A 20,923-nucleotide genomic window follows, 5' to 3' on the forward strand; every position below is an offset into this window, starting at 1 on the left:
CACCTCATCGTTCCCGGCCGCGGTCCTCCGGCGCCGCTCGCGGCCCCGGACCCGGCGCCCTGCTCATGTTCCCCGTGCGTACCGCGGTGCCCGCGGGTGCCTGCCGCACGATGCCGGTAGCGGCTGTCACGACCGTAGAGCAGGCCTGGGCGTGGCGGGGTGGGCGGCTGCCCACCGGACGCCGACCGGTACTGTCGGGCCACCACGCCCGCCGAGACCGACCGCCGAGAGACCATCGTGCACAAGACCTTGATCGTCACGAACGACTTCCCGCCCCGGCCCGGCGGCATCCAGGCGTTCCTGCACAGCATGGCGCTGCGCCTGGACCCCACCCAGGTCGTCGTCTACGCCTCGACCTGGAAGCGCGGCGCGGAAGGGCGCGCGGCCACCGCCGCCTTCGACGCCGAGCAGCCGTTCCCGGTGATCCGGGACCGTACGACGATGCTGCTGCCGACCCCGCGGGTGACCCGGCGGGCCACCGGGCTGCTGCGCGAACACGGCTGCTCCTCGGTCTGGTTCGGGGCGGCGGCGCCGCTCGGGCTGATGGCGCCCGCGCTCCGTTCGGCCGGCGCCCGCCGCATCGTGGCGACCACACACGGCCACGAGGCGGGCTGGGCGCAGCTGCCGGCCGCCCGCCAGCTGCTGCGCCGGATCGGTACGGGGACGGACACGCTCACCTACCTCGGCGAGTACACCCGCTCGCGGATCGCCGGTGCGCTCACCCCGGAGGCCGCCGCGCGGATGGTCCAACTCCCGCCCGGGGTCGACGAGAAGACCTTCCACCCCGGTTCGGGCGGCGACGCCGTACGGGCCCGGCTCGGGCTCACCGGGCGGCCGGTGGTGGTGTGTGTCTCGCGGCTGGTCCCGCGCAAGGGCCAGGACACCCTGATCGAGGCGATGCCGGCGATCCTGGCCGCGGTGCCCGACGCGGTGCTGCTGATCGTCGGCGGCGGTCCGTACGAGAAGGAGCTGCACGCGCTGGCCGCGGAGAAGGGCGTCGCGCACGCGGTGCGCTTCACCGGCGCGGTCCCGTGGGAAGAGCTGCCGGCTCACTACGGCGCCGGTGATGTCTTCGCGATGCCGTGCCGCACCCGCCGCGGCGGCCTGGACGTCGAGGGCCTCGGCATCGTCTACCTGGAGGCGTCCGCCACCGGCCTGCCCGTAGTGGCGGGCGACTCGGGCGGCGCCCCCGACGCCGTACTGGAGGGCGAGACGGGCTGGGTCGTCCCCGGCGGGTCCCCGGCCCCCACCGCCGACCGCGTCATCGCCCTGCTGCGGGACCCCGCGCTGCGCCGCTCGATGGGCGAACGCGGCCGCGCCTGGGTGGAGCAGAAGTGGCGCTGGGACCTGCTGGCGGAACGGCTGAAGGAACTGCTGTAGGCGGGCCGCCCGCGGCCGGGGCACGGGACCGGGCACCGGTCGGGGCACCACGAGAATCCGCCGCCGTGGCGGGCGGCCACGACGGCGGATTCCGGACGAGCGATACGAGCGATACGGGCGCTATGCGCGGTAGAGCGCCTCGATGTCCTCCGCGAAGTCCTTCGCCACGACGTTCCGCTTGAGCTTCAGCGACGGCGTGACATGGCCCGACTCCTCGGTGAACTGGGTCGGCAGGATACGGAACTTACGCACCGACTCGGCCTTGGAGACGGCCGCGTTGCCGTCGTCGACCGCGCGCTGCACGGCGGCCAGCAGCTCCGGGTCCTCGGTGAGCTGAGCCGGTGTCACCCCGGCCGGGTGGCCGTGCTCCTCGGCCCAGCGGGGCAGGAACTCCTCATCGAGGGTGACCAGCGCGCCGATGAACGGCCGGCCGTCGCCGACGACCATGCACTCGGCGATCAGCGCGTGCGACCGGATACGGTCCTCGATCACGGCGGGGGCGACGTTCTTGCCGCCCGCGGTGACCAGGATTTCCTTCTTGCGGCCGGTGATGGCGAGGTAGCCGTCCTCGTCGAGGGTGCCGAGGTCACCGGTGTGGAACCAGCCGTCGGACAGCGCCTCCTTGGTGGCCGACGGGTTGTTCCAGTACTCGGTGAACAGATGCTCGCCGTGCAGCAGCACCTCGCCGTCGTCGGCGATCCGGACCACCGAGCCGGGCAGCGGCTGGCCCACGCTGCCGATCTTCTGCCGGTCCCAGGGGTTGAAGGCGGTCGCCGCACAGGACTCCGTCAGGCCGTAGCCCTCCAGGACGGTGAAGCCGATACCGCGGTAGAAGTGGCCGAGGCGCTCACCGAGCGGGGCGCCGCCGGAGATGGCGTGCGTGGCGCGGCCGCCGAGGACGGCGCGCAGCTTGCCGTAGACGAGCCGGTCGAAGACCTTGTACTTCAGCTTCAGGCCGAACGACGCGCCGCCCGGGGTGTCCAGCGCGCGGCTGTAGGCGATCGCGACCTCCGCCGCCTTGTCGAAGATGCTGCCCTTGCCGTCGGCCTGCGCCTTGGCCCGCGCCGAGTTGTAGACCTTCTCGAAGACCCGCGGTACGCCCAGGACCAGCTTCGGCCGGAAGGAGGCGAGGTCGTCGGTGAGGTTCTTGATGTCGGGGGCGTGGCCCAGCTTGATGGGCGCCATCACCGCGGCGACCTGCACCAGCCGGCCGAAGACATGCGCGATGGGGAGGAAGAGGAGCACCGAGGACTCGCCGGTGCGGAACAGCGGGCGCAGCCGCTCGACGATATTGCCGCACTCCGCGAAGAAGCTGCGGTGGCTGAGCACACAGCCCTTGGGGCGGCCGGTGGTGCCGGAGGTGTAGACGATGGTGGCGGGCGAGTCCGCGTCGGCGAGCGCGCTGCGCGCCTCCACCTCGTCGTCGGAGATCCCGTCCCCCGCGGCCTGCAGCCGGGCGATGGCGTCCCGTTCGATCTGCCAGATGTTCGCGAGCTCGGGCAGCCGGTCGCGGACCGACTCGACGGTCGCCTCATGGGTGGGGGACTCCACCAGGCAGGCCACCGCGCCCGAGTCACCGAGGATCCACTGGATCTGCTCGGCCGAACTCGTCTCGTACACGGGGACGGTGATCGCCCCGGCGCTCCAGATGGCGAAGTCCAGCAGTGTCCACTCATAACGCGTGCGCGACATCAGACCGATCCGGTCGCCGGGCCGGACGCCGGAGGCGATCAGACCTTTGGCGGCGGCGCGGACCTCGGCGAGGAAGGTGGCGGCGGTGACGTCCTGCCACACTCCGTTCACCTTGCGTCCCATGACGGCAACATCCGGGTGCTGCGCGGCATTTCGGCGGATGAGATCCGTCAGATTGCCGTCCGCGGGGACCTCGTACAGGGCCGGAAGGCTGAACTCGCGCAAGACTGCTGCTCCTCAAAAGCGCCGGCGCCACGACGCTGTGTGTTGCACCGGCGGCGGTCCACGATCATGCAGGGGGGGTATGGGACTGCCCGGACGTTACCCATCGGTATCGCAGTTGGGATAGGGGGGAACGGCCAGATGTTCGATGCGTCACACGCTGCGGGACACGCCATGGGGACTGACCAGCGCAGACTAGACCAATGGGTAGGTGACCCGAAAGTAACCCCAGGCCCCCGGGGCCCCCTCCCCGGCGCCCGCGCGAGCGCTCTAGGGTGACGCCATGCGTGTGCATGTGGTCAGTGACGTACACGGCAACAGCCGGGACCTCGCGGCGGCCGGAGCCGGCGCCGACGCCCTGCTCTGCCTCGGTGACCTGGTCCTCTTCCTTGACTATGCCGACCACTCGCGCGGCATCTTCCCCGACCTCTTCGGCGTCGCCAACGCGGACGCGCTGGTCGAACTCCGCACCGCCCGCCGCTTCGAGGAGGCCCGCGCCCTGGGCCGCCGGCTGTGGGGCGAACTGGACCGAACGGGCGTGAACCGGGAGTCCGTCATCGAGGGCGCGGTCCGCAAGCAGTACGCCGAACTCTTCGCCGCCTTCCCCACTCCCACGTACGCCACCTACGGCAACGTCGACATCCCGCGCCTGTGGCCCGAGTACGCCGCACCGGGCACCACCGTCCTGGACGGCCAGCGGGTGGAGCTCGGCGGCCGGGTCTTCGGGTTCGTCGGCGGCGGGCTGACCAGCCCCATGCGGACGCCGTACGAGATCAGCGACGAGGAGTACGCCGCCAAGATCGAGGCGGTCGGCGAGGTCGACGTGCTGTGCACCCATATCCCGCCCGACGTCCCCGACCTCTGCTACGACACCGTCGCCCGCCGTTTCGAGCGCGGCAGCGCGGCCCTGCTGGACGCCATCCGCCGCACCCGCCCGCGCTACTCCCTCTTCGGCCATGTGCACCAGCCGCTGGCCCGCCGGGCCAGGATCGGCGGCACGGAATGCATCAATGTCGGCCACTTCAACGCGACCGGGACGCCCTATGTCCTGGAGTGGTGAGCCCGGACGCCTCTGGTCATGAGCCCGGGGAGCGGGCCGGACGGCCGCCCCGCCCCGTCGTTCCGGGCCTGCTGGTGTCCGTCCGCGTTCCCCCGCGCGGTAGCCTTCAGCAGCAGAGACACCGCGTAAATCGGGATCTCCCCTGCTCATGAAGGTCCCCCGCTCCAGCGAAACCGAGAGCGGGGAGGAGCCGAGAGTGCGGGGAAGGGTCGGCGGACCGGCACGAATCGGCATGGAGGAGTCACGGCGATGGCCGAACACACCAGCTCTAGCATCACGATCGAGGCGGCACCCGCCGAAGTGATGGGAGTGATCGCCGACTTTGACCGCTACCCGGAATGGACCGGAGAGGTCAAGGAAGCAGAGGTGCTCGCCAAGGACGACCACGGCCGCGCCGAGCAGGTGCGTCTGCTGCTGGACGCCGGAGCGATCAAGGACGACCACACCCTCGCCTACACCTGGACCGGCGAGAACGAGGTCAGCTGGTCCCTGGTCAAGTCCCAGATGCTGCGCGCCCTCGACGGCTCCTACCGCCTCGCCGCGCTCGGCGGCGGGCGCACCGAGGTGACCTATCAGCTCACCGTCGACGTCAAGATCCCGATGCTCGGGATGATCAAGCGCAAGGCCGAGAAGGTCATCATCGACCGCGCACTGGCCGGGCTGAAGAAGCGCGTCGAGAGCGGCCACGACGGCCCGGAGACGCCCGCCGACGAGGCCAAGAAGCTCTGAGCGTGCGCATCGTCCTCGTCACGGGCGCCGGCGGCGCGGGCCGCACCACGCTCGCCGCCGCGACCGCCCTGGCCGGCGCCCGCAGGGGCGAGCGGGCCCTGCTGCTCACCACCGGGAGCAGCGCACCGGAAACGGTGCTGGGCACGCCCCTCGGCGCCGACGCCCCCACCCCGATAGCACCCGGGCTGCACGCCCGCCGTATCGACTCCGGCGACCGCTTCCGCCAGGAGTTCCTCGCCTTCCAGGAGCGCGCCGGCGCCGCCCTCGATCTGCTCGGCGCCGCCCCCCTCGACGAGGACGAACTCACCGAACTCCCCGGCTCCGAGGACTTCGCGCTGCTGCACGCCCTGCGTACCGCACACGCCTCGGACGACTGGGACCTGGTCGTCGTCGACATGCCCCCGGCCGCCGAGACCGTCCGGCTGCTCGCCCTGCCCGCCCAGGTGCGCCGCTATCTGCGCCGGCTGCTGCCGCCCGAGCGGCAGGCGGCCCGTGCGCTGCGGCCGGTGCTCGCCCAGCTGGCCGGTGTCCCGATGCCCGCCCAGAAGCTGTACGACGCCGCCGAGCGCTGGGAGACCGAACTCGCCGCCGTCCAGCGGACGATCGACGACCCCGGCACCTCCGTACGCCTGGTCACCGACGCCGGACCGGTCGCCGCCGCCACCCTGCGCAGCGTCCGCGCCGGGCTCGCGCTGCACGGCCGGCGCACCGACGGCGTGGTCGTCAACCGGCTGCTGCCCACCGGCTCCGCCGACCCGTTCCTCGCCGGGCTCTCCGGCAGCCAGCAGACCGCCCTCAAGGCGCTGCGCGAGGAATTCCCCGACGTCCCCGTCCACGAGGTGCCGCACCTGGGCCACGACCCCCAGGGCGTCGACGAACTCGACGAGTTGATCGGCCGGGCGGCCGGCGGAATCGACCCGGACCGGCCCGCCGACGGGCCGCACACCGACCCCTGGACCGTCGAGGACCGGCTGGCCACCGACGGCATCCTGGTCTGGCGGGTGCCGCTGCCCGGTGCCGAACGCCGGGGCCTCGGCCTGGTGCGCCGCGGCGACGAGATCGTGGTCAGCGTCGGCCGCTTCCGGCGGATCCGTACGCTCCCCTCCGCGCTGCGCCGCTGCACCGTCTCCGGCGCCGGACTGCGCGACGGCGCCCTGGAGATCCGCTGCACACCGGATCCGGACCTGTGGCCCAAGAGCGACTGAACGCGCTACCACCATTCGGGTAACGTCGAGGGTGGGCCGGCCCTCGACGGGCCCGTCCCGCACAGCTTCGCCGTACCGCCTCGCCGCAGGAGTCACGGAGTTCCCCATGAGTGATGCCACCGAGCGCCCCGCCGACCGCGGGGCCGAGCCCGATGCCGACGCCTGGGCGACCGCCTGCGGCGAGGACCTCGCGGCCGAGAAGGCCCGGCACCGCGCCGCCCACGGCCCGCAGCCGGGCAGCGCCGCCGAGGAGCTGCGCAAGCTCGCGGAGGCGGTGACCGACAAGCTCGCCGGTATCCAGCTGCCCGGCGCGCTCGGCGGGATCGCCGCACAGGGCGCCGTCAACCAGCTGTTCAAGCAGGCGAAGGCGGCCGTCGAGCCGGTCATCGAGCGCAACCCGGACATCTTCGACCACCTCGCCGCGGCCGGCTCCGAGCTGCTCGCCGCCTACCGCTCCGCCGTCGAGGGCAGCGAGCGCCGCTGGACCCGCGACGATCTCGACGACCGCCCCGGCGCCCGCCGCGAGTCCGATCCGCGCGACGACGACGGCCCCACCGGCACCGAACGGATCGACCTCGACTGACGCAGCAGGGTCTCAGGTGTACGGGGGGTGTCCCCGCCCCCGCCTCCTGAAGAACAGGGGCGGCACCCCCGCCTCCGGTACGGTGGGTCCCGGCGGGGTTCGAGCGAAAAACTGAGGGACACATGGGACTCACCATCGGCGTCGACATCGGCGGCACGAAGATCGCGGCCGGCGTGGTCGACGAAGAGGGCTCGATCCTTGAGACATGCAAGGTGCCGACCCCGCATGCCACCGATGCGCTGACCGAGGCCATCGCGGAGGCGGTGCGCACCGTGGGGGCGGGCCATCAGATCGAGGCCGTCGGCATCGGCGCCGCCGGTTATGTCGACGAGAAGCGGGCCACGGTCCTGTTCGCCCCGAACATCGACTGGCGCCATGAGCCGCTCAAGGACAAGGTCGAACAGCGCGTCGGCCTCCCCGTGGTGGTCGAGAACGACGCCAACGCCGCGGCCTGGGGCGAGTACAAGTTCGGCGCCGGCCAGGGCCACAGCGACGTCATCTGCATCACCCTCGGCACCGGCCTCGGCGGCGGCATCATCATCGGCAACAAGCTCCGCCGCGGCCGCTTCGGCGTCGCCGCCGAATTCGGGCACATCCGGGTCGTCCCCGACGGTCTGCTGTGCGGCTGCGGCAACCAGGGCTGCTGGGAGCAGTACGCCTCCGGCCGCGCCCTGCTGCGCTACGCCCGCCAGCGCGCCTTCGCCACCCCCGAGAACGCCCAGATCCTGCTGGCGCTCGGCGACGGCACCTCCGAGGGCATCCAGGGCCGGCATGTGAGCGAGGCGGCCCGCCAGGGCGACCCGGTCGCCATCGACTCGTTCCGCGAGCTGGCCCGCTGGGCCGGTGCCGGGCTCGCCGACCTCGCCTCGCTCTTCGACCCGTCCGCCTTCATCGTCGGCGGCGGCGTCTCCGACGAGGGCGAACTGGTCCTGGGACCGATCCGCAAGTCCTTCCGCCGCTGGCTGGTCGGCAACCAGTGGCGGCCGCACGCCCAGGTGCTCGCCGCCCAGCTCGGCGGCAAGGCCGGTCTGGTCGGCGCGGCCGACCTGGCACGCCAGGGCTGACGCCCCCCGGGCCGTTCCGCGCCCGCTCCTTCGTACGGCACCGTCCGTCGCGCCCTGTGGGGGTGCGGCGGACGGTGTTCTATCTTGGCCGCGTGACCCTCCCGGTGAGAGGACCTGCCGCCGTGATCTCGCTCCCCGCCTCCGCCACCGAGCCCGGCCCCGCCCCCGGGGAAACAGGACACGGCGGTGCGGCCGTGATCCGGGTGCTCAGCTACAACATCCGCTCGCTGCGCGACGACCGGGCGGCGCTGGCCCGGGTGATCCGCGCCTGCGCGCCCGATCTCGTACTGATCCAGGAGGCGCCGCGGTTCTTCCGCTGGCGCAAGGCCGCCGAGAAGCTGGCCCGCTCGGCCGGGCTGGTGTACGTCACCGGCGGCGGGACGACCGCGGGCCCGATGATCCTGTCCACCCTGCGCGCCCATGTGGAGCGTACGGAGGAGGTGCTGCTGCCCCGCACCCCCGGACTGCACCAGCGCGGTCTCGCCCTCGCCGTGGTCCGGATCGGCGGGGCCCGGCTCGGGGTGCTCAGCTGCCATCTCAGCCTCGCCGACCGGGAGCGCCACCAGCAGGCCGGGCTGCTGCTGGAGCGGCTGGCCGCGCTGGACGTGCCGTACGCCGTCGCCGGGGGCGATCTCAACGACCGTCCGGACGGCCGCACCTTCCGGCGGCTGGCGGGCGCGCTCACGGATGCCTGGGCGGCCAAGCCGTGGGGCGGGGAGTTCACCTCCACCCCGCACGACCCGCATCAGCGGATCGACGCGATCTTCACCACGGCGGGGGTGGAGGTGCTGGGCTGCGGAGTGCCGCACGGGCTGGCGGGGGTGCGGGAGGCCGACCTCCGGGCCGCGACGGATCATCTGCCGGTGCTGGCCGCCCTGCGGGTGCCGGCCACGAGCTGACTCACACCACCGCGCCGCTGCCCGGCAGGTCGTTGTCGTCCTCGTCGTCGTCCTTCATCCGGGCCACCAGGGTGGCGAAGCCGCCGAGGAAGCCGCCGATGCCCAGGACCGTGATCCACCACGTCACGGGCTGCTGGAGAAGCACCATGGTGACCAGCAGCAGCGGGCCGCCGATCACCGCGAGCCAGGCGAACTTGGTGGTGACATCGGCCTGCGGCAGCGGGGGCGGCTCGGGCGGGGTGAAGTGGCCCTCGTCGGTCTCGTCGAGGTCGTCGTCGGACGCTTCGGCCGGACTCCAGCTGCGGGGGCCGGCACCGACACCCGGCGCGAAGACCACGAAGCTGCCCGGACGGGCGGCGTCGCCTGGGCCGTCGCCCGCTCCCGTGCCGTCCTTCTCCGCCGTTTCGGTTTCGGACGGGGCGGCCGCCTCGGGCTTCGCCGGCTTCCCGGCCGTGCCGTCCTTCCCGGCCGCGCCGTCTCCGTCCCCGTCACCGTCGTCCACGGGGAACGACGGAGACTCGCCGTAGCCCGCCACGATCTCGGCCCAGGCGGCCTCTTCGTCCAGCGGGTCCCGGGGGTCGCGGGGGCTACGCTCCGCCACGGGCCGCCGTCCCCTCCTGCGCCGGGTCCGCCGCCGCCTCCGGCGCGAGCCGGGAGATGAAGGCGAAGGTGTCCCGGAAGATCCGCTCCGCGTCGTGGTCCAGCGTCGCGACGTGGTAGCTGTTCTCCAGCAGCGTCTGCCGCAGGTCCGTGGAGGAGACCCGGGCCAGGATCCGTTCGGAGTCCGCCGCCGGTACGACATGGTCCTGCGGGCTGGTCATCACCAGCAACGGCTGGGTGACGCCCGGGAGTTCGGAGTCCACCTGCTGGAAGAACCGGCGCAGCGAATGCGCGGCGTGCAGCGGCACCCGGTCGTAGCCGACCTCCTCGGCACCGGGCTTGGCGATATCGCTGACCACGCCCTTGGTGGTCCGGACGAGATACCGCAGCACCGGAAGCAGCGGCGCCGCCGCGTCATGGACCTTGTTGCCCGGGTTGACCACCGCCACCCCGCTGATCGCGTCGCCGTGCTTGGCGGCCAGCCGCAGCGCCAGCGCACCGCCCATCGACAGTCCGCAGACGAAGACCTTGCCGCAGCGCTCGGTCAGCGCGCGCAGTTCGCGGTCGACCTCGGCGTACCAGTCCTGCCAGGCGGTGATCTGCATGTCCTGCCAGCGGGTGCCGTGACCGGGCAGCAGCGGCAGGCTGACCGTGAGCCCCTGGTCGGCCAGGAATTCGGCCCAGGGGCGAACCGACTGGGGGGAGCCGGTGAAGCCGTGGCACACGAGGACGCCGACCTCTCCGCCGTCACGGCGGAACGGCTCGGCTCCGGGAAGGAGCGGCACCGGGGGACTCCGATCGATGAGGGGACCTGGCGAGTTACCCCAGCGTACGCAAAGTGACGGCAAGCGGATAGGTCCGACGGCGGCCACGGCGCGAGTGCGGCACCGGGGCAGGTTAAGGTCTTTGCGTCACACACAGGAGGCAGTCGGTTGATCTACGGCGCAATGAAGTTTTCCCTCGGCGGGTCGCTGAAGCTTGCCTTCAGGCCCTGGGTGGAAGGCATCGAGAACATTCCCGCCGAGGGTCCGGCGATCCTCGCGAGCAACCATCTGTCCTTCTCGGACTCCTTCTTCCTGCCCGCGGTGCTCGACCGCAAGGTCACCTTCATCGCCAAGTCCGAGTACTTCACCTCGCCGGGCGTGAAGGGCAAGCTGACCGCCGCGTTCTTCAAGGGCGTGGGCCAGCTGCCGGTCGACCGCTCGGGCGGCCGGGGCGCGGGCGAGGCGGCCATCAAGAGCGGCATCGAGGTGCTGGAGCGCGGCGAGCTGTTCGGCATCTACCCGGAGGGCACCCGCTCCCCGGACGGCCGGCTCTACCGCGGCAAGCCGGGCGGACTGGCGCGGGTGGCGCTGGCCACCGGGGCGCCGGTCATCCCCGTGGCGATGATCGACACCGAGAAGGTGCAGCCGCCGGGCAAGATCGTGCCGAAGATGATCCGGCCGGGCATCCGTATCGGCAAGCCGCTGGACTTCACCCGCTATCAGGGCATGGAGGGCGACCGCTTCATCCTGCGGTCGGTCACCGACGAGGTCATGTACGAGATCATGAAGCTGTCCGGCCAGGAGTACGTCGACATCTACGCGACCGCGGCCAAGCGGCAGATCGCCGAGGCGGCGAAGGCCGAGGCGAAGCAGCAGGCCGAGGCGGAGCAGGCCAGGAAGGCAGCCGCCGAATAGGCGGGCAGGGCCGAGGCCGGACGCGGGGGCGCCCGGCGAGGGGGGAAGGCCGGCAATGACGGAAGAGGAGATACCGACCGTGCGCGGCGGTCAGGCCGCCAAGGGCAGGAGCAGGCCGCCGAAGGCGCTGCGGATGTCCGTCGAGCTGCCGCTGTGGCGCGCGCTCACCGGCTACCGGATCCTGACCCTCGTCTACACCCTCGGCCTGGTCGCGCTCTCGTACCGCAAGTACGAGCATCCGCCGGCCGCCGCCGCCTACATGGGCGCGCTCACCCTCTGGATGGCGCTGACCTGGCGCCGGACGACCTCCGCCGAGCGCTGTACCCGGCACTTCCTGCTCGGCGACCTCGGCTTCGCGGTCGGCGGCATCCTGCTCACACCGCTGGTCGACACGCACGCCCGGATCATGGACGGTGCGCCGACGCTGCCCTCCATCTGGACGGCGGGCGCCGTGCTGGGCTTCGCGATCAAGGGCGGCTGGCGCTGGGCCGCGGTGGCCTCCAGCGCGGTGGCGGTGGCCAATCTCGTCGAGCGCCAGGAGCTGGCCCGCGACACCGTCCACAACGTGGTGCTGGTGTGGGTGGCCAGCGTGGCCATCGGCTATGTCGTCGAGGTGGCCCGCGCCAGTGAGCGCACCCTGGCCCGCGCGCTCCAGATAGAGGCCGCCACCCGGGAGCGGGAGCGGCTGGCCCGCGACATCCACGACAGTGTGCTCCAGGTGCTGGCGATGGTGCAGCGGCGCGGCGCCGCGATCGGCGGCGAGGCGGGCGAACTGGGCCGGATGGCCGGGGAGCAGGAGGTCGCGCTGCGGGCCCTGGTCGCCGGGGGGCTGGTGTCGCCGCCGCGCGGGCAGCGGCCGGACGGCGCGGCCGCCGTGGTGCCGCATCCGGCCGGCGAGCCCGAGCCGGACGAGGTGGTGGCCTCCGCCCTGTCCGCACCGGCACCGGAACCGGACGGCGACGGGCCGTGCGACGTACGGGCGTTGCTCGCGCCGTTCGCGGGCGCCGGGGTGACGTTCTCCGAGCCCGGTGCCCCGGTCACGCTGCCTGCTGCCGCGGCGGCCGAGCTCGCGGCCGCTGTCAGTGCCGCGTTGGACAATGTGCGGGTCCATGCGGGGGCGGCGGCCCGTGCGTGGATCCTGGTGGAGGACGAACCGCAGGCGGTGATCGTGACGGTCCGCGACGACGGCCCCGGCATTCCCGAGGGCCGGCTGGCGGACGCCGAGCGCGAGGGCCGGATGGGGGTGGCCCTGTCGATCCGCGGCCGGCTGCGGGATCTGGGCGGCACCGCGGAGTGGGTCTCGGTCCCCGGCCAGGGCACGGAAGTGGAGCTGACGGTCCCCAAGGGCACGGCGCCCGAGGGCGGAAGACGGGGGAAGGCGAGAGCGTGAGCGAGCACAGCACGAGGCGGGGCGGGGCCGCGCGGGACGGGGCACCGGCATGAGTGAGCAGACGGACCTGAAGGTCATGGTGGTCGACGACCACCCGATGTGGCGGGACGCGGTCGCGCGGGATCTGGCGGAGGCCGGGTTCGACGTGGTGGCGACGGCCGGTGACGGCCTCCAGGCGGTCCGCAGGGCGCAGGCCGCCTCGCCCGATGTGCTGGTCCTGGACCTCAATCTGCCGGGGCTGCCCGGCGTCCAGGTGTGCAAGGAACTGGTCGGCGCCAATCCGGCGCTGCGGGTGCTGGTGCTGTCCGCGAGCGGTGAGCACGCCGATGTCCTGGAAGCGGTCAAGTCCGGGGCGACCGGCTATCTGCTGAAGTCGGCCAGCACGGCGGAGCTGCTGGACGCGGTGCGGCGCACGGCCGCCGGAGACGCGGTCTTCACCCCGGGCCTGGCCGGTCTGGTGCTCGGCGAGTACCGCAGGCTGGCGACGGAACCGGCCCCGGCGGCGCCGGACGAGCCGGGCGCGCCGCAGCTGACGGACCGGGAGACCGAGGTGCTGCGGCTGGTCGCCAAGGGACTCTCGTACAAGCAGATCGCCGAACGGCTGGTCATCTCGCACCGCACGGTCCAGAACCACGTCCAGAACACTCTCGGCAAGCTCCAGTTGCACAACCGTGTGGAGCTGGTGCGGTACGCCATCGAGCGCGGTCTCGACGAGGGCTGACCGGCGCGTTCACCGGCCGCACCGGCCGCGCCCCGGTGCGGTCCGCTCGTACGGGTGAACGCCTCGCCCCAACTCCCGGATAAATCACCGACATCACCGTTTGCCCCATCCCGAAGTGACCCAGATCACCATTAGCGTGACCGGGGTCGGATCGAGAACGGCCGTGCCTGCGCGGCCACGGACGGGATGTAGGTGAAGCAGCGATGCGGGTCGGAGTACTGACCGGCGGCGGCGACTGCCCGGGTCTGAACGCGGTGATCAGGGGCCTCGTCCGCAAGGGCGCCCAGGAGTACGGATATGAGTTCGTCGGCTTCCGGGACGGCTGGCGCGGGCCGATGGAAGGCGACGCGGTGCCGCTGGACATCCCGGCGGTGCGCGGCATCCTGCCGCGCGGCGGCACCATCCTCGGCTCCTCGCGGACCAACCCCTTCAAGGAGAAGGACGGCGTCCGCCGGATCAAGGAGACGCTCGCCAAGCACGAGATCGAGGCGCTGATCGCGATCGGCGGCGAGGACACCCTCGGCGTCGCCGCCCGGCTCTCCGGCGAACACGCCGTCCCCTGCGTCGGCGTCCCCAAGACCATCGACAACGACCTGTCGGCCACGGACTACACCTTCGGTTTCGACACCGCCGTCGGCGTCGCCACCGAGGCCATCGACCGGCTGCACACCACCGCCGAATCCCATATGCGGGTCCTGGTCGTCGAGGTGATGGGCCGGCACGCCGGCTGGATCGCCCTGCACTCCGGGCTCGCCGGCGGGGCGAACGTCATCCTCATCCCGGAGCAGCGCTTCGACATCGAGCAGGTCTGCCGCTGGATCGAATCCCGCTTCACGGTCCGCTACGCCCCGATCGTGGTCGTCGCCGAGGGCGCCATGCCCAAGGACGGCCAGATGGTCCTCAAGGACGACTCCACCGACTCCTTCGGGCATGTCCGGCTGTCCGGCGTGGGGGAGTGGCTGGCCAAGGAGATCGAGTCGCGTACGGGCAAGGAGGCGCGCACCACGGTCCTCGGGCACACCCAGCGCGGCGGTACCCCCAGCGCCTTCGACCGCTGGCTGGCCACCCGCTTCGGGCTGCACGCCATCGACGCGGTGCGCGACGGCGACTTCGGGAAGATGGTCGCGCTGCGCGGCACGGCCATCGTCCGGGTGCCGATCGCGGAGGCCACCGCGAAGCTGAAGACCGTCGATCCGGCGCTCTACGCCGAGGCCGGGGTGTTCTTCGGCTGAGCCCGGCCGCTCACCGCTCCCGCCGCCCCGCGTCCCGGGCGGCACCGCCGGGCGAGGGGCCGTATATTCGCCATACGCGACATATCCGGCCTCTCGCTCACCGGCGGGAGATTTCCAACCGGCGGAAGGACCCGGGAGAGCTCGTGGAGATCGTCGCCTTCGGTGTGCAGACGGATGAGCAGCCGTTCCTGGAGAGCGCCTTCGCCGGCCGCCACCAGGTCCGCAGCCTGGATGTCTTCCTCAACCGCGACACCGCCCCCATCGCGCGCGGATACGAGATCGTCAGCTCCAGCGTCAACGCCGACCTGGGCGCGGAGGTCCTGCAGACCCTCGCGGCCGGCGGGACGAAGATGATCGCCCAGCGCTCCACCGGCTTCAACAACATCGATCTGCAGGCCGCCGCCGACCTCGGGATGAGCATCGGCCGGGTCGCCCACTACTCCCCGCACGCGGTCGCCGAATTCGCCTGGACCCTGGCGCTGGCCGTCAACCGGCGGATCGTCCGGGCCACCAACCGCACCCGGAACTTCGACTTCCGGCTGGACGGTTTGATGGGCCGCGATCTGCGCGGGCGTACGGCGGGCGTGCTCGGCACCGGCCGGATCGGCACCGCCTTCGCCCGGATCGCCCATGGCTTCGGCATGCAGCTGCTGGGCTGCGACCTCGCCGAGAATCCGCACTGCGCCGGGCTCGGTATGCGCTACGTCGACCGGGAGCGGCTGTTCGCCGAGGCGGATCTGGTCAGCCTGCACCTCCCGCTCACCGACGACACCCGGCATCTCGTCGACGCCGCCGCGCTGGCCGCGATGAAGGACGACGCGATCCTGGTCAACACCAGCCGCGGCGGGCTGGTCGACACCGCGGCCCTCGTCGACACACTCAAGGCCGGCCGGCTCACCGGCGTCGGCCTGGACGTCTACGAGGAGGAGGCCGCGTTCTTCTTCTTCGACAAGTCCCTGGACATCATCAGCGACGACACCCTCGCCCGCCTGATGACATTCGGGAACGTCCTGGTCTCCTCGCACCAGGCGTACTTCACCGAGGACGCGGTGGGCCAGATCATCGAGGCCACCGTGACCAACGTCGAGGACTATCTGGCTCACCGCACCAACGAGAACATGCTGGTCACACGAGGACAGCTGCCAGCAGCTGGGCGGTGACCGCGGCCCCGTCCAGGGTCAGCACCGACTCCGGGTGGAACTGCACCCCCGCAAAGCCCGGACCGCGCAGCGCATGCACCTCGCCGGTGGCCGCGTCCCGGCTCAACTCCACGCGGTGCATGGCCAGTTCGGCTGCGGTGGTGTCATCGCAGCGGGCCGTGAAGGTGTTGTAGAAGCCCACTGTCTCCTCGCGTCCGAAGAACTCGATCCGCTCCTGTGCGCCCTGGAAGGGCACCTCCTTGCGGACGATCTCCAACCCCAGCTCCGCGGCGAGGAGTTCATGGCCCAGGCACACCCCCAGCAGGCCGTCGCGGTGCCCGGCGACCAGCTCGGCGGTCAGCGACCGCAGAAAGCGCATCTTGGGGTCGGCGGCGTCCGACGGATCGCCCGGCCCCGGCCCCAGCACGATCGGGCCGCGGTGCGCACGGGCCGCCTCGCGCAGCCCCGGCTCGTCGAAGCGGCGCACGGTGACGGTCAGCCCCGAGGTGCGCAGCAGATGCGCCAGCATCGCGGTGAAGGTGTCCTCCCCGTCGATGACCAGGGCGTCTCCGCTCAGCTCGGCGATCGGCGCGGTGGTCTGCATCCGCAGCCAGAAGGGCGCCAGACCGGCCCGGCGGGCGTCCAGCGCGGCCCGCACCCGCGGGTCGTCGGCCAGCCGCGGCGGCCGCCCCCCGGCCGCCGGGCGCGCGGGCGCCGGCCGGACACCGAGCGCGCTCAGCACCCCCGCGGCCTTGGCATGGGTCTCGGCGACCTCGCTGTACGGGTCGGAGGCACGGACGAGGGTGGCGCCGACCGGCACCCGCAGCCGCCCCCCGGCGGAGATATCGGCGGTACGGATGAGGATCGGCGAATCCAGCGTCTGTGTGCCGCCGGCATCCCGCCCGATCAGTGCCATCGCCCCCGCGTAGTAGCCGCGCCCCCGGCCGTCGGCGTCCACCGGTTCGTGCCGCTCGATCACCCGGCAGGCGTTCTGCACCGGCGACCCGGTGACCGTCGCCGCGAACATCGTCTCCTTCAGCACCTCGCGCACATCGAGGGTGGACCGGCCGCGCAGCTCGTACTCGGTGTGCGCGAGATGCGCCATCTCCTTGAGCCGGGGCCCGACCACCACCCCGCCCTTGTCCCCGACGGTGCACATCATCTTCAGCTCCTCGTCCACCACCATGGACAGCTCCTCGGCCTCCTTGCGGTCGTCGAGAAACGCCAGCAGGCTTTCGGCGGTGGGCCCGCCCTGCGGGTAGCGGTAGGTGCCGCTGATCGGATTCATCACGACCGTCCCGCCGGACATCCGGACATGCACCTCCGGGCTGGCCCCGACCAGCGTGTGCACCCCGGGGCGGTGCACCACATACGTCCAGTACGCGCCGCGCTCACCCGCCAGCAGCCGCCGGAACAGCGCCAGCGCGTCGGCCGCCGAGAAGTCCGCGATCTCGCCCTCGAAGGTCCGGCGGATGACGAAGTTCGCGCCCTCGCCGGTGCCGATCTCGTCGCGCACCACCCGCCCGACGATCCCGGCGTAGGCGTCGTCGTCCACGTCGAACGCCCCGTCCGCCACCCGCACGTCATGGCCGGGCAGCGCCGCCAGCATCGCGTCCAGCGGCAGCTCGGCGGTCTCATCAGGGCGCAGCACGGCCAGCGGGGTGCCGTCGTCATGCGCCCGGAAGCCGCGCTCGCGGATCTGCCGGAACGGGATCAGCGCGAGCGCATCGGTCACCGGCGCGTCCGGCGCCCCCTCGCCCAGCGGGATGTCGGCCAGCCGCTCGACCTCCGTCACCTCGCCGGTCAGCACCTCGATGACGGGGGAGGCGGCGTCCCGCCCCGGGGTACGGCGGTGCAGCAGGGCGAACGGCGGGCAGGCGGGGTCGAGCAGCCGCTGGACGAGTGCGGCGGCGGTGCGGGCGGGGGGCTCGCGGTGCATGGCGGGGGTTCCTTCCAGGAGAGGAGGAACGGCCGCCGGAAAAGCGCGAAGGCCGCCCCTCGGGCGGCCTTCGCGGAGTGTGGGATGTGCGCGCGAATCAGTGGGCCGCCGGATGAGCGGTCCACCACCAGTTCCTGTTCACAGCAGGTCGCGTACACATGGTGGGCACCCTACCGGACCGTCCGGGTGCCCCGCGTCTCAAAGTCCGGATGCCGGAACGGACAGCTCCCCGGGACCCCGTAATGTGGGACTTGTGACCGTGAACGCTGAAACCCACGCCGGTGGCCACACCTGGCGAGACCTGCCCGCGGCGCAGCAGCCCGACTGGCCGGACCAAGAGGCTCTGCGCGATGTGATCGCGGAGCTCCAGTCCTATCCGCCGCTCGTCTTCGCGGGCGAGTGCGACCAGCTGCGCGAGCGCCTGGGAGCGGTCGCCCGTGGTGAGGCGTTCCTGCTTCAGGGCGGCGACTGCGCGGAGGCCTTCGACGCCGTATCCGCCGAGCACATCCGTAACAAGCTCAAGACGCTTCTCCAGATGGGCGCCGTCCTGACCTACGCCGGGTCCGTCCCGGTGGTCAAGGTCGGCCGGATCGCCGGCCAGTACAGCAAGCCGCGCTCCAAGCCCACCGAGACCCGCGACGGGGTGACCCTGCCGACCTACCGCGGCGACTCCGTCAACGGCTTCGAGTTCACCGAGGCGGCCCGGATCCCGGACCCGCAGCGGCTCAAGCGCATGTACCACGCCTCCGCGGCGACCCTGAACCTCGTCCGCGCCTTCACCACCGGCGGCTACGCCGACCTGCGGCAGGTGCACGCCTGGAACCAGGACTTCGTGAAGTCCTCGCCCGCCGGGCAGCGCTACGAGGCCCTGGCCCGCGAGATCGACCGTGCGATGAACTTCATGAACGCCTGCGGGGTCAACCCGGAGGAGTTCCGCACCGTCGAGTTCTACGCCTCCCACGAGGCGCTGGTCCTCGACTACGAGTCCTCGCTGACCCGGGTCGACTCGCGCACCGGCAACCTCTACGACGTCTCCGGCCACATGGTCTGGATCGGCGAGCGCACCCGTCAGCTGGACGGTGCGCACATCGAGTTCGCCTCGCGCATCCGCAACCCCATCGGCGTCAAGCTCGGCCCGACGACCACCGCGGAGGACGCGCTGACGCTCGTCGAGCGGCTCGACCCGGAGCGGGAGCCCGGCCGGCTGACCTTCATCAGCCGCATGGGAGCGGACAAGGTCCGCGACAAGCTCCCCGAGCTGGTCGAGAAGGTCACCGCCTCCGGTGCGAAGGTCGCCTGGATCTGTGACCCGATGCACGGCAACACCTTCGAGGCCGCCTCCGGTCACAAGACCCGGCGCTTCGACGATGTGCTGGACGAGGTCAAGGGCTTCTTCGAGGTCCACAAGCGCCTCGGCACGCACCCCGGCGGTATCCACGTCGAGCTCACCGGCGACGACGTCACCGAGTGCGTGGGCGGCGGCGACGAGATCTTCGTCGACGACCTCCACCAGCGCTACGAGACCGCCTGCGACCCGCGGCTCAACCGCAGCCAGTCGCTCGACCTGGCGTTCCTGGTGGCGGAGATGTACCGCGACCAGTGAGGCAAGCCGCCGCTGACCTGCACTGACGGTCAGGGACACACGGCGAGTGGGGCGCGGATCCTGTGATCCGCGCCCCACTGCGTTGTGAAGCCCCCGCCGGGCCAGGTAAGGTTAGGGTTACCTCACTGGAGATCACCCGGATCGGTGGGGCATCCCACCGGAGGTGAAACCGCGTGTACGTCTGCTCTTGCTTCGGGATCACCGAGCAGCAGGTCCGCGAGCACGCGGACACGGGCGCCTGCACGCCCCGCCAGATCGCCTCCGCCTGCAAGGCGGGCACCGACTGCGGCGGCTGTGTACGCCGCATCCAGTCCCTGCTCGGCCGGGGGGACTGCCCCCGGCGGGAGCTCATCGACAGCGGCGCGCCCGAGCCGCTGGGCGCGGAGGCGGACGCAGTGGCGCCCGCGGCGCTTTCGGGGGCCGCGTAGCCCGCAGGGGCGCGGGTGATCTCCCCGTGCCGGCCGGGCCGTCGCGGAGGGCGGTCATCCGGCCGCTCGCTCAGCTCGGCTGCTCGATGACCTGCGCGATATAGAGCGCTTCCCCGAGTTTCTCGATCAGTTCCAGCTGGGTGTCGAGATAGTCGATGTGATGCTCCTCGTCCGCGAGGATGTCTTCGAAGATATTCGCCGAGGTGATGTCGCCCTTGTTGCGCATGACCTCGATACCGCGCTTGAGCCGGTCGATGGCCTCGACCTCGATCTGCCGGTCGGCCTGGAACATCTCGGTGACGGTCTGGCCGACCCGCACATGGAACAGCCGCTGGTAATTCGGCAGACCGTCGAGGAAGAGAATCCGGTCGGTAAGGATCTCCGCGTGCTTCATCTCGTCGAAGGACTCGGAGCGGGTGTACTTCGCGAGCTTCGTCCAGCCGAAGTTCTCCTGCATCTTGGCGTGCAGGAAGTACTGGTTGATCGCGGTCAGCTCGGCGGTCAACTGCTCGTTGAGGAATTCGATGACCTCAGGGTCGCCCTGCATGGCTGCGGGCTCCTTCCGCGCGGGAACTGGGCAGATGCCGCGCATCCTCGCACCGCCCGGAGTGAGGCGTCCAGTAAGTGCATGCTTAGTACGAGTTGCCCGAATACCGCTGTACCTGGTCATCGGCACCCCTTCCGGTCTGACAACATGGAGGGCATGGGTCAGCCGGAAAGCCGCGAAGAGGAGCCTGTTGAGCTGCCTCCGGGGCAGCGGCTCCAGCGGGGCTGGCCGGTGACGCATTACGGGCCGGTGCCGAAGTTCCGCGCCGAACGCTGGGAGTTCCGGGCTTTCGGCGCCACCGCCGACGGTGCGAAACACTGCTGGTCGCACGAGGAATTCACGGCGCTGCCGTACAGCACGGTCGTCGCGGATATGCACTGCGTGACGAAATTCAGCATGCTGGGAGCCGAATGGGGTGGGGTGCGCACCCGCACGATCCTGGAGCTGGCGCCGCCGGCACCGGATGCCACTCATGTCATGGTGTGGGCCGAGTACGGCTTCAGCTCGAATCTGCGGATCGAGGATTTCGCCGCGGAGAAGTGCCTCTTCGCCACCCATCGCTCCGGTGAACTCCTCACCGCGGAGCACGGATTCCCGGCCCGTCTGATCGTGCCGCATCTGTACGCCTGGAAAGGGCCCAAGTGGGTCCGCGGTATCGAATACATGCGGGCCGACCGCCGCGGCTTCTGGGAGGAGCGCGGCTACCACAACCTGGGCGACCCGTGGCGGGAGCAGCGCTACTCGTACCAGGAAGAGCCCGGCGACGGCCCCGAGCTCTGACCCGTACTCCCCAGCGGCCGGGTTCCCGTGG

Annotated in this window: 20 protein-coding genes; 15 read left to right on the forward strand and 5 right to left on the reverse strand. The window is 71.8% G+C overall.

What is annotated here, in order from left to right; all coding sequences use genetic code 11:
* Positions 1-237: 237 nt before the first annotated feature.
* Positions 238-1,380 carry a glycosyltransferase family 4 protein gene (locus STRTU_RS26350; protein ID WP_159746510.1) on the forward strand — a complete coding sequence of 381 codons (1,143 nt, stop codon included), beginning with the start codon at positions 238-240 and terminating at the stop codon, positions 1,378-1,380.
* A 120-nt stretch (positions 1,381-1,500) separates the two neighbouring features.
* On the opposite strand, the gene STRTU_RS26355 is transcribed toward STRTU_RS26350, so the two are convergent.
* The gene (locus STRTU_RS26355) at positions 1,501-3,297 is read right to left on the reverse strand and encodes an AMP-dependent synthetase/ligase (RefSeq protein ID WP_159746511.1); all 1,797 of its coding nucleotides are present in this window, start codon (positions 3,295-3,297) and stop codon (positions 1,501-1,503) included.
* A gap of 280 nt (positions 3,298-3,577) precedes the next feature.
* Between STRTU_RS26355 and STRTU_RS26360 the strand changes: the two genes are divergently transcribed.
* The 6 genes from STRTU_RS26360 to STRTU_RS26385 all read left to right on the forward strand — a co-directional run bounded on the left by STRTU_RS26360 (position 3,578) and on the right by STRTU_RS26385 (position 8,834).
* Positions 3,578-4,354, forward strand: coding sequence for a metallophosphoesterase family protein (locus STRTU_RS26360; RefSeq protein ID WP_159746512.1), 777 nt, complete (start codon positions 3,578-3,580; stop codon positions 4,352-4,354).
* A gap of 249 nt (positions 4,355-4,603) precedes the next feature.
* A complete protein-coding gene (locus STRTU_RS26365) occupies positions 4,604-5,083 on the forward strand; it encodes an SRPBCC family protein (RefSeq protein ID WP_159746513.1) in 480 nt (159 codons plus the stop codon).
* 2 nt (positions 5,084-5,085) lie between these two features.
* Positions 5,086-6,288 carry an ArsA family ATPase gene (locus STRTU_RS26370; RefSeq protein WP_159746514.1) on the forward strand — a complete coding sequence of 401 codons (1,203 nt, stop codon included), beginning with the start codon at positions 5,086-5,088 and terminating at the stop codon, positions 6,286-6,288.
* A gap of 106 nt (positions 6,289-6,394) precedes the next feature.
* A complete protein-coding gene (locus tag STRTU_RS26375; RefSeq protein ID WP_159746515.1) occupies positions 6,395-6,871 on the forward strand; it encodes a DUF5304 domain-containing protein in 477 nt (158 codons plus the stop codon).
* 122 nt (positions 6,872-6,993) lie between these two features.
* Entirely contained in the window at positions 6,994-7,935 is a 942-nt protein-coding gene (locus STRTU_RS26380) for an ROK family glucokinase (protein ID WP_159746516.1), read from the forward strand.
* 122 nt (positions 7,936-8,057) lie between these two features.
* Positions 8,058-8,834 carry an endonuclease/exonuclease/phosphatase family protein gene (locus STRTU_RS26385; protein WP_371873657.1) on the forward strand — a complete coding sequence of 259 codons (777 nt, stop codon included), beginning with the start codon at positions 8,058-8,060 and terminating at the stop codon, positions 8,832-8,834.
* Position 8,835: 1 nt separating this feature from the next.
* On the opposite strand, the gene STRTU_RS26390 is transcribed toward STRTU_RS26385, so the two are convergent.
* Complete coding sequence (locus tag STRTU_RS26390) at positions 8,836-9,435, reverse strand: hypothetical protein (protein ID WP_159746517.1); 600 nt, start codon at positions 9,433-9,435, stop codon at positions 8,836-8,838.
* Entirely contained in the window at positions 9,422-10,219 is a 798-nt protein-coding gene (locus STRTU_RS26395) for an alpha/beta hydrolase (RefSeq protein ID WP_159746518.1), read from the reverse strand. The genes STRTU_RS26390 and STRTU_RS26395 overlap by 14 nt, the downstream gene beginning before the upstream one ends.
* Before the next feature lie 162 nt (positions 10,220-10,381).
* Between STRTU_RS26395 and STRTU_RS26400 the strand changes: the two genes are divergently transcribed.
* The 5 genes from STRTU_RS26400 to STRTU_RS26420 all read left to right on the forward strand — a co-directional run bounded on the left by STRTU_RS26400 (position 10,382) and on the right by STRTU_RS26420 (position 15,616).
* Complete coding sequence (locus STRTU_RS26400; protein WP_159746519.1) at positions 10,382-11,113, forward strand: lysophospholipid acyltransferase family protein; 732 nt, start codon at positions 10,382-10,384, stop codon at positions 11,111-11,113.
* A gap of 55 nt (positions 11,114-11,168) precedes the next feature.
* Entirely contained in the window at positions 11,169-12,503 is a 1,335-nt protein-coding gene (gene macS, locus STRTU_RS26405) for a MacS family sensor histidine kinase (protein WP_371873658.1), read from the forward strand.
* A 49-nt stretch (positions 12,504-12,552) separates the two neighbouring features.
* On the forward strand, positions 12,553-13,224 hold the full coding sequence (locus tag STRTU_RS26410; RefSeq protein ID WP_159746520.1) for a response regulator: 672 nt from the start codon (positions 12,553-12,555) through the stop codon (positions 13,222-13,224).
* A gap of 203 nt (positions 13,225-13,427) precedes the next feature.
* Positions 13,428-14,456, forward strand: coding sequence for a 6-phosphofructokinase (locus tag STRTU_RS26415; RefSeq protein WP_159746521.1), 1,029 nt, complete (start codon positions 13,428-13,430; stop codon positions 14,454-14,456).
* A gap of 143 nt (positions 14,457-14,599) precedes the next feature.
* The gene (locus tag STRTU_RS26420; protein ID WP_159746522.1) at positions 14,600-15,616 is read left to right on the forward strand and encodes a 2-hydroxyacid dehydrogenase; all 1,017 of its coding nucleotides are present in this window, start codon (positions 14,600-14,602) and stop codon (positions 15,614-15,616) included.
* Here STRTU_RS26420 and STRTU_RS26425 read toward each other — a convergent pair.
* Positions 15,582-17,534: an anthranilate synthase family protein gene (locus tag STRTU_RS26425; protein WP_159746523.1), complete on the reverse strand. Its 1,953-nt coding sequence runs from the start codon at positions 17,532-17,534 to the stop codon at positions 15,582-15,584. The genes STRTU_RS26420 and STRTU_RS26425 overlap by 35 nt on opposite strands.
* A gap of 253 nt (positions 17,535-17,787) precedes the next feature.
* Here STRTU_RS26425 and STRTU_RS26430 point away from each other — a divergent pair, with 253 nt between their 5' ends.
* Positions 17,788-19,137 (forward strand): class II 3-deoxy-7-phosphoheptulonate synthase, encoded by a 1,350-nt coding sequence (locus tag STRTU_RS26430; RefSeq protein ID WP_159746524.1) that lies wholly within the window; start codon positions 17,788-17,790, stop codon positions 19,135-19,137.
* Between the two features lie 173 nt (positions 19,138-19,310).
* The gene (locus tag STRTU_RS26435; protein WP_159746525.1) at positions 19,311-19,565 is read left to right on the forward strand and encodes a (2Fe-2S)-binding protein; all 255 of its coding nucleotides are present in this window, start codon (positions 19,311-19,313) and stop codon (positions 19,563-19,565) included.
* 70 nt (positions 19,566-19,635) lie between these two features.
* On the opposite strand, the gene bfr is transcribed toward STRTU_RS26435, so the two are convergent.
* Positions 19,636-20,112, reverse strand: coding sequence for a bacterioferritin (gene bfr, locus STRTU_RS26440; RefSeq protein ID WP_159746526.1), 477 nt, complete (start codon positions 20,110-20,112; stop codon positions 19,636-19,638).
* A 156-nt stretch (positions 20,113-20,268) separates the two neighbouring features.
* Here bfr and STRTU_RS26445 point away from each other — a divergent pair, with 156 nt between their 5' ends.
* Complete coding sequence (locus tag STRTU_RS26445; RefSeq protein ID WP_174878928.1) at positions 20,269-20,892, forward strand: sulfite oxidase-like oxidoreductase; 624 nt, start codon at positions 20,269-20,271, stop codon at positions 20,890-20,892.
* The last annotated feature ends 31 nt before the right edge of the window (positions 20,893-20,923 follow it).

Source organism: Streptomyces tubercidicus, from assembly GCF_027497495.1.
In the GTDB taxonomy this organism is placed as follows: Bacteria; Actinomycetota; Actinomycetes; order Streptomycetales; family Streptomycetaceae; genus Streptomyces; species Streptomyces tubercidicus.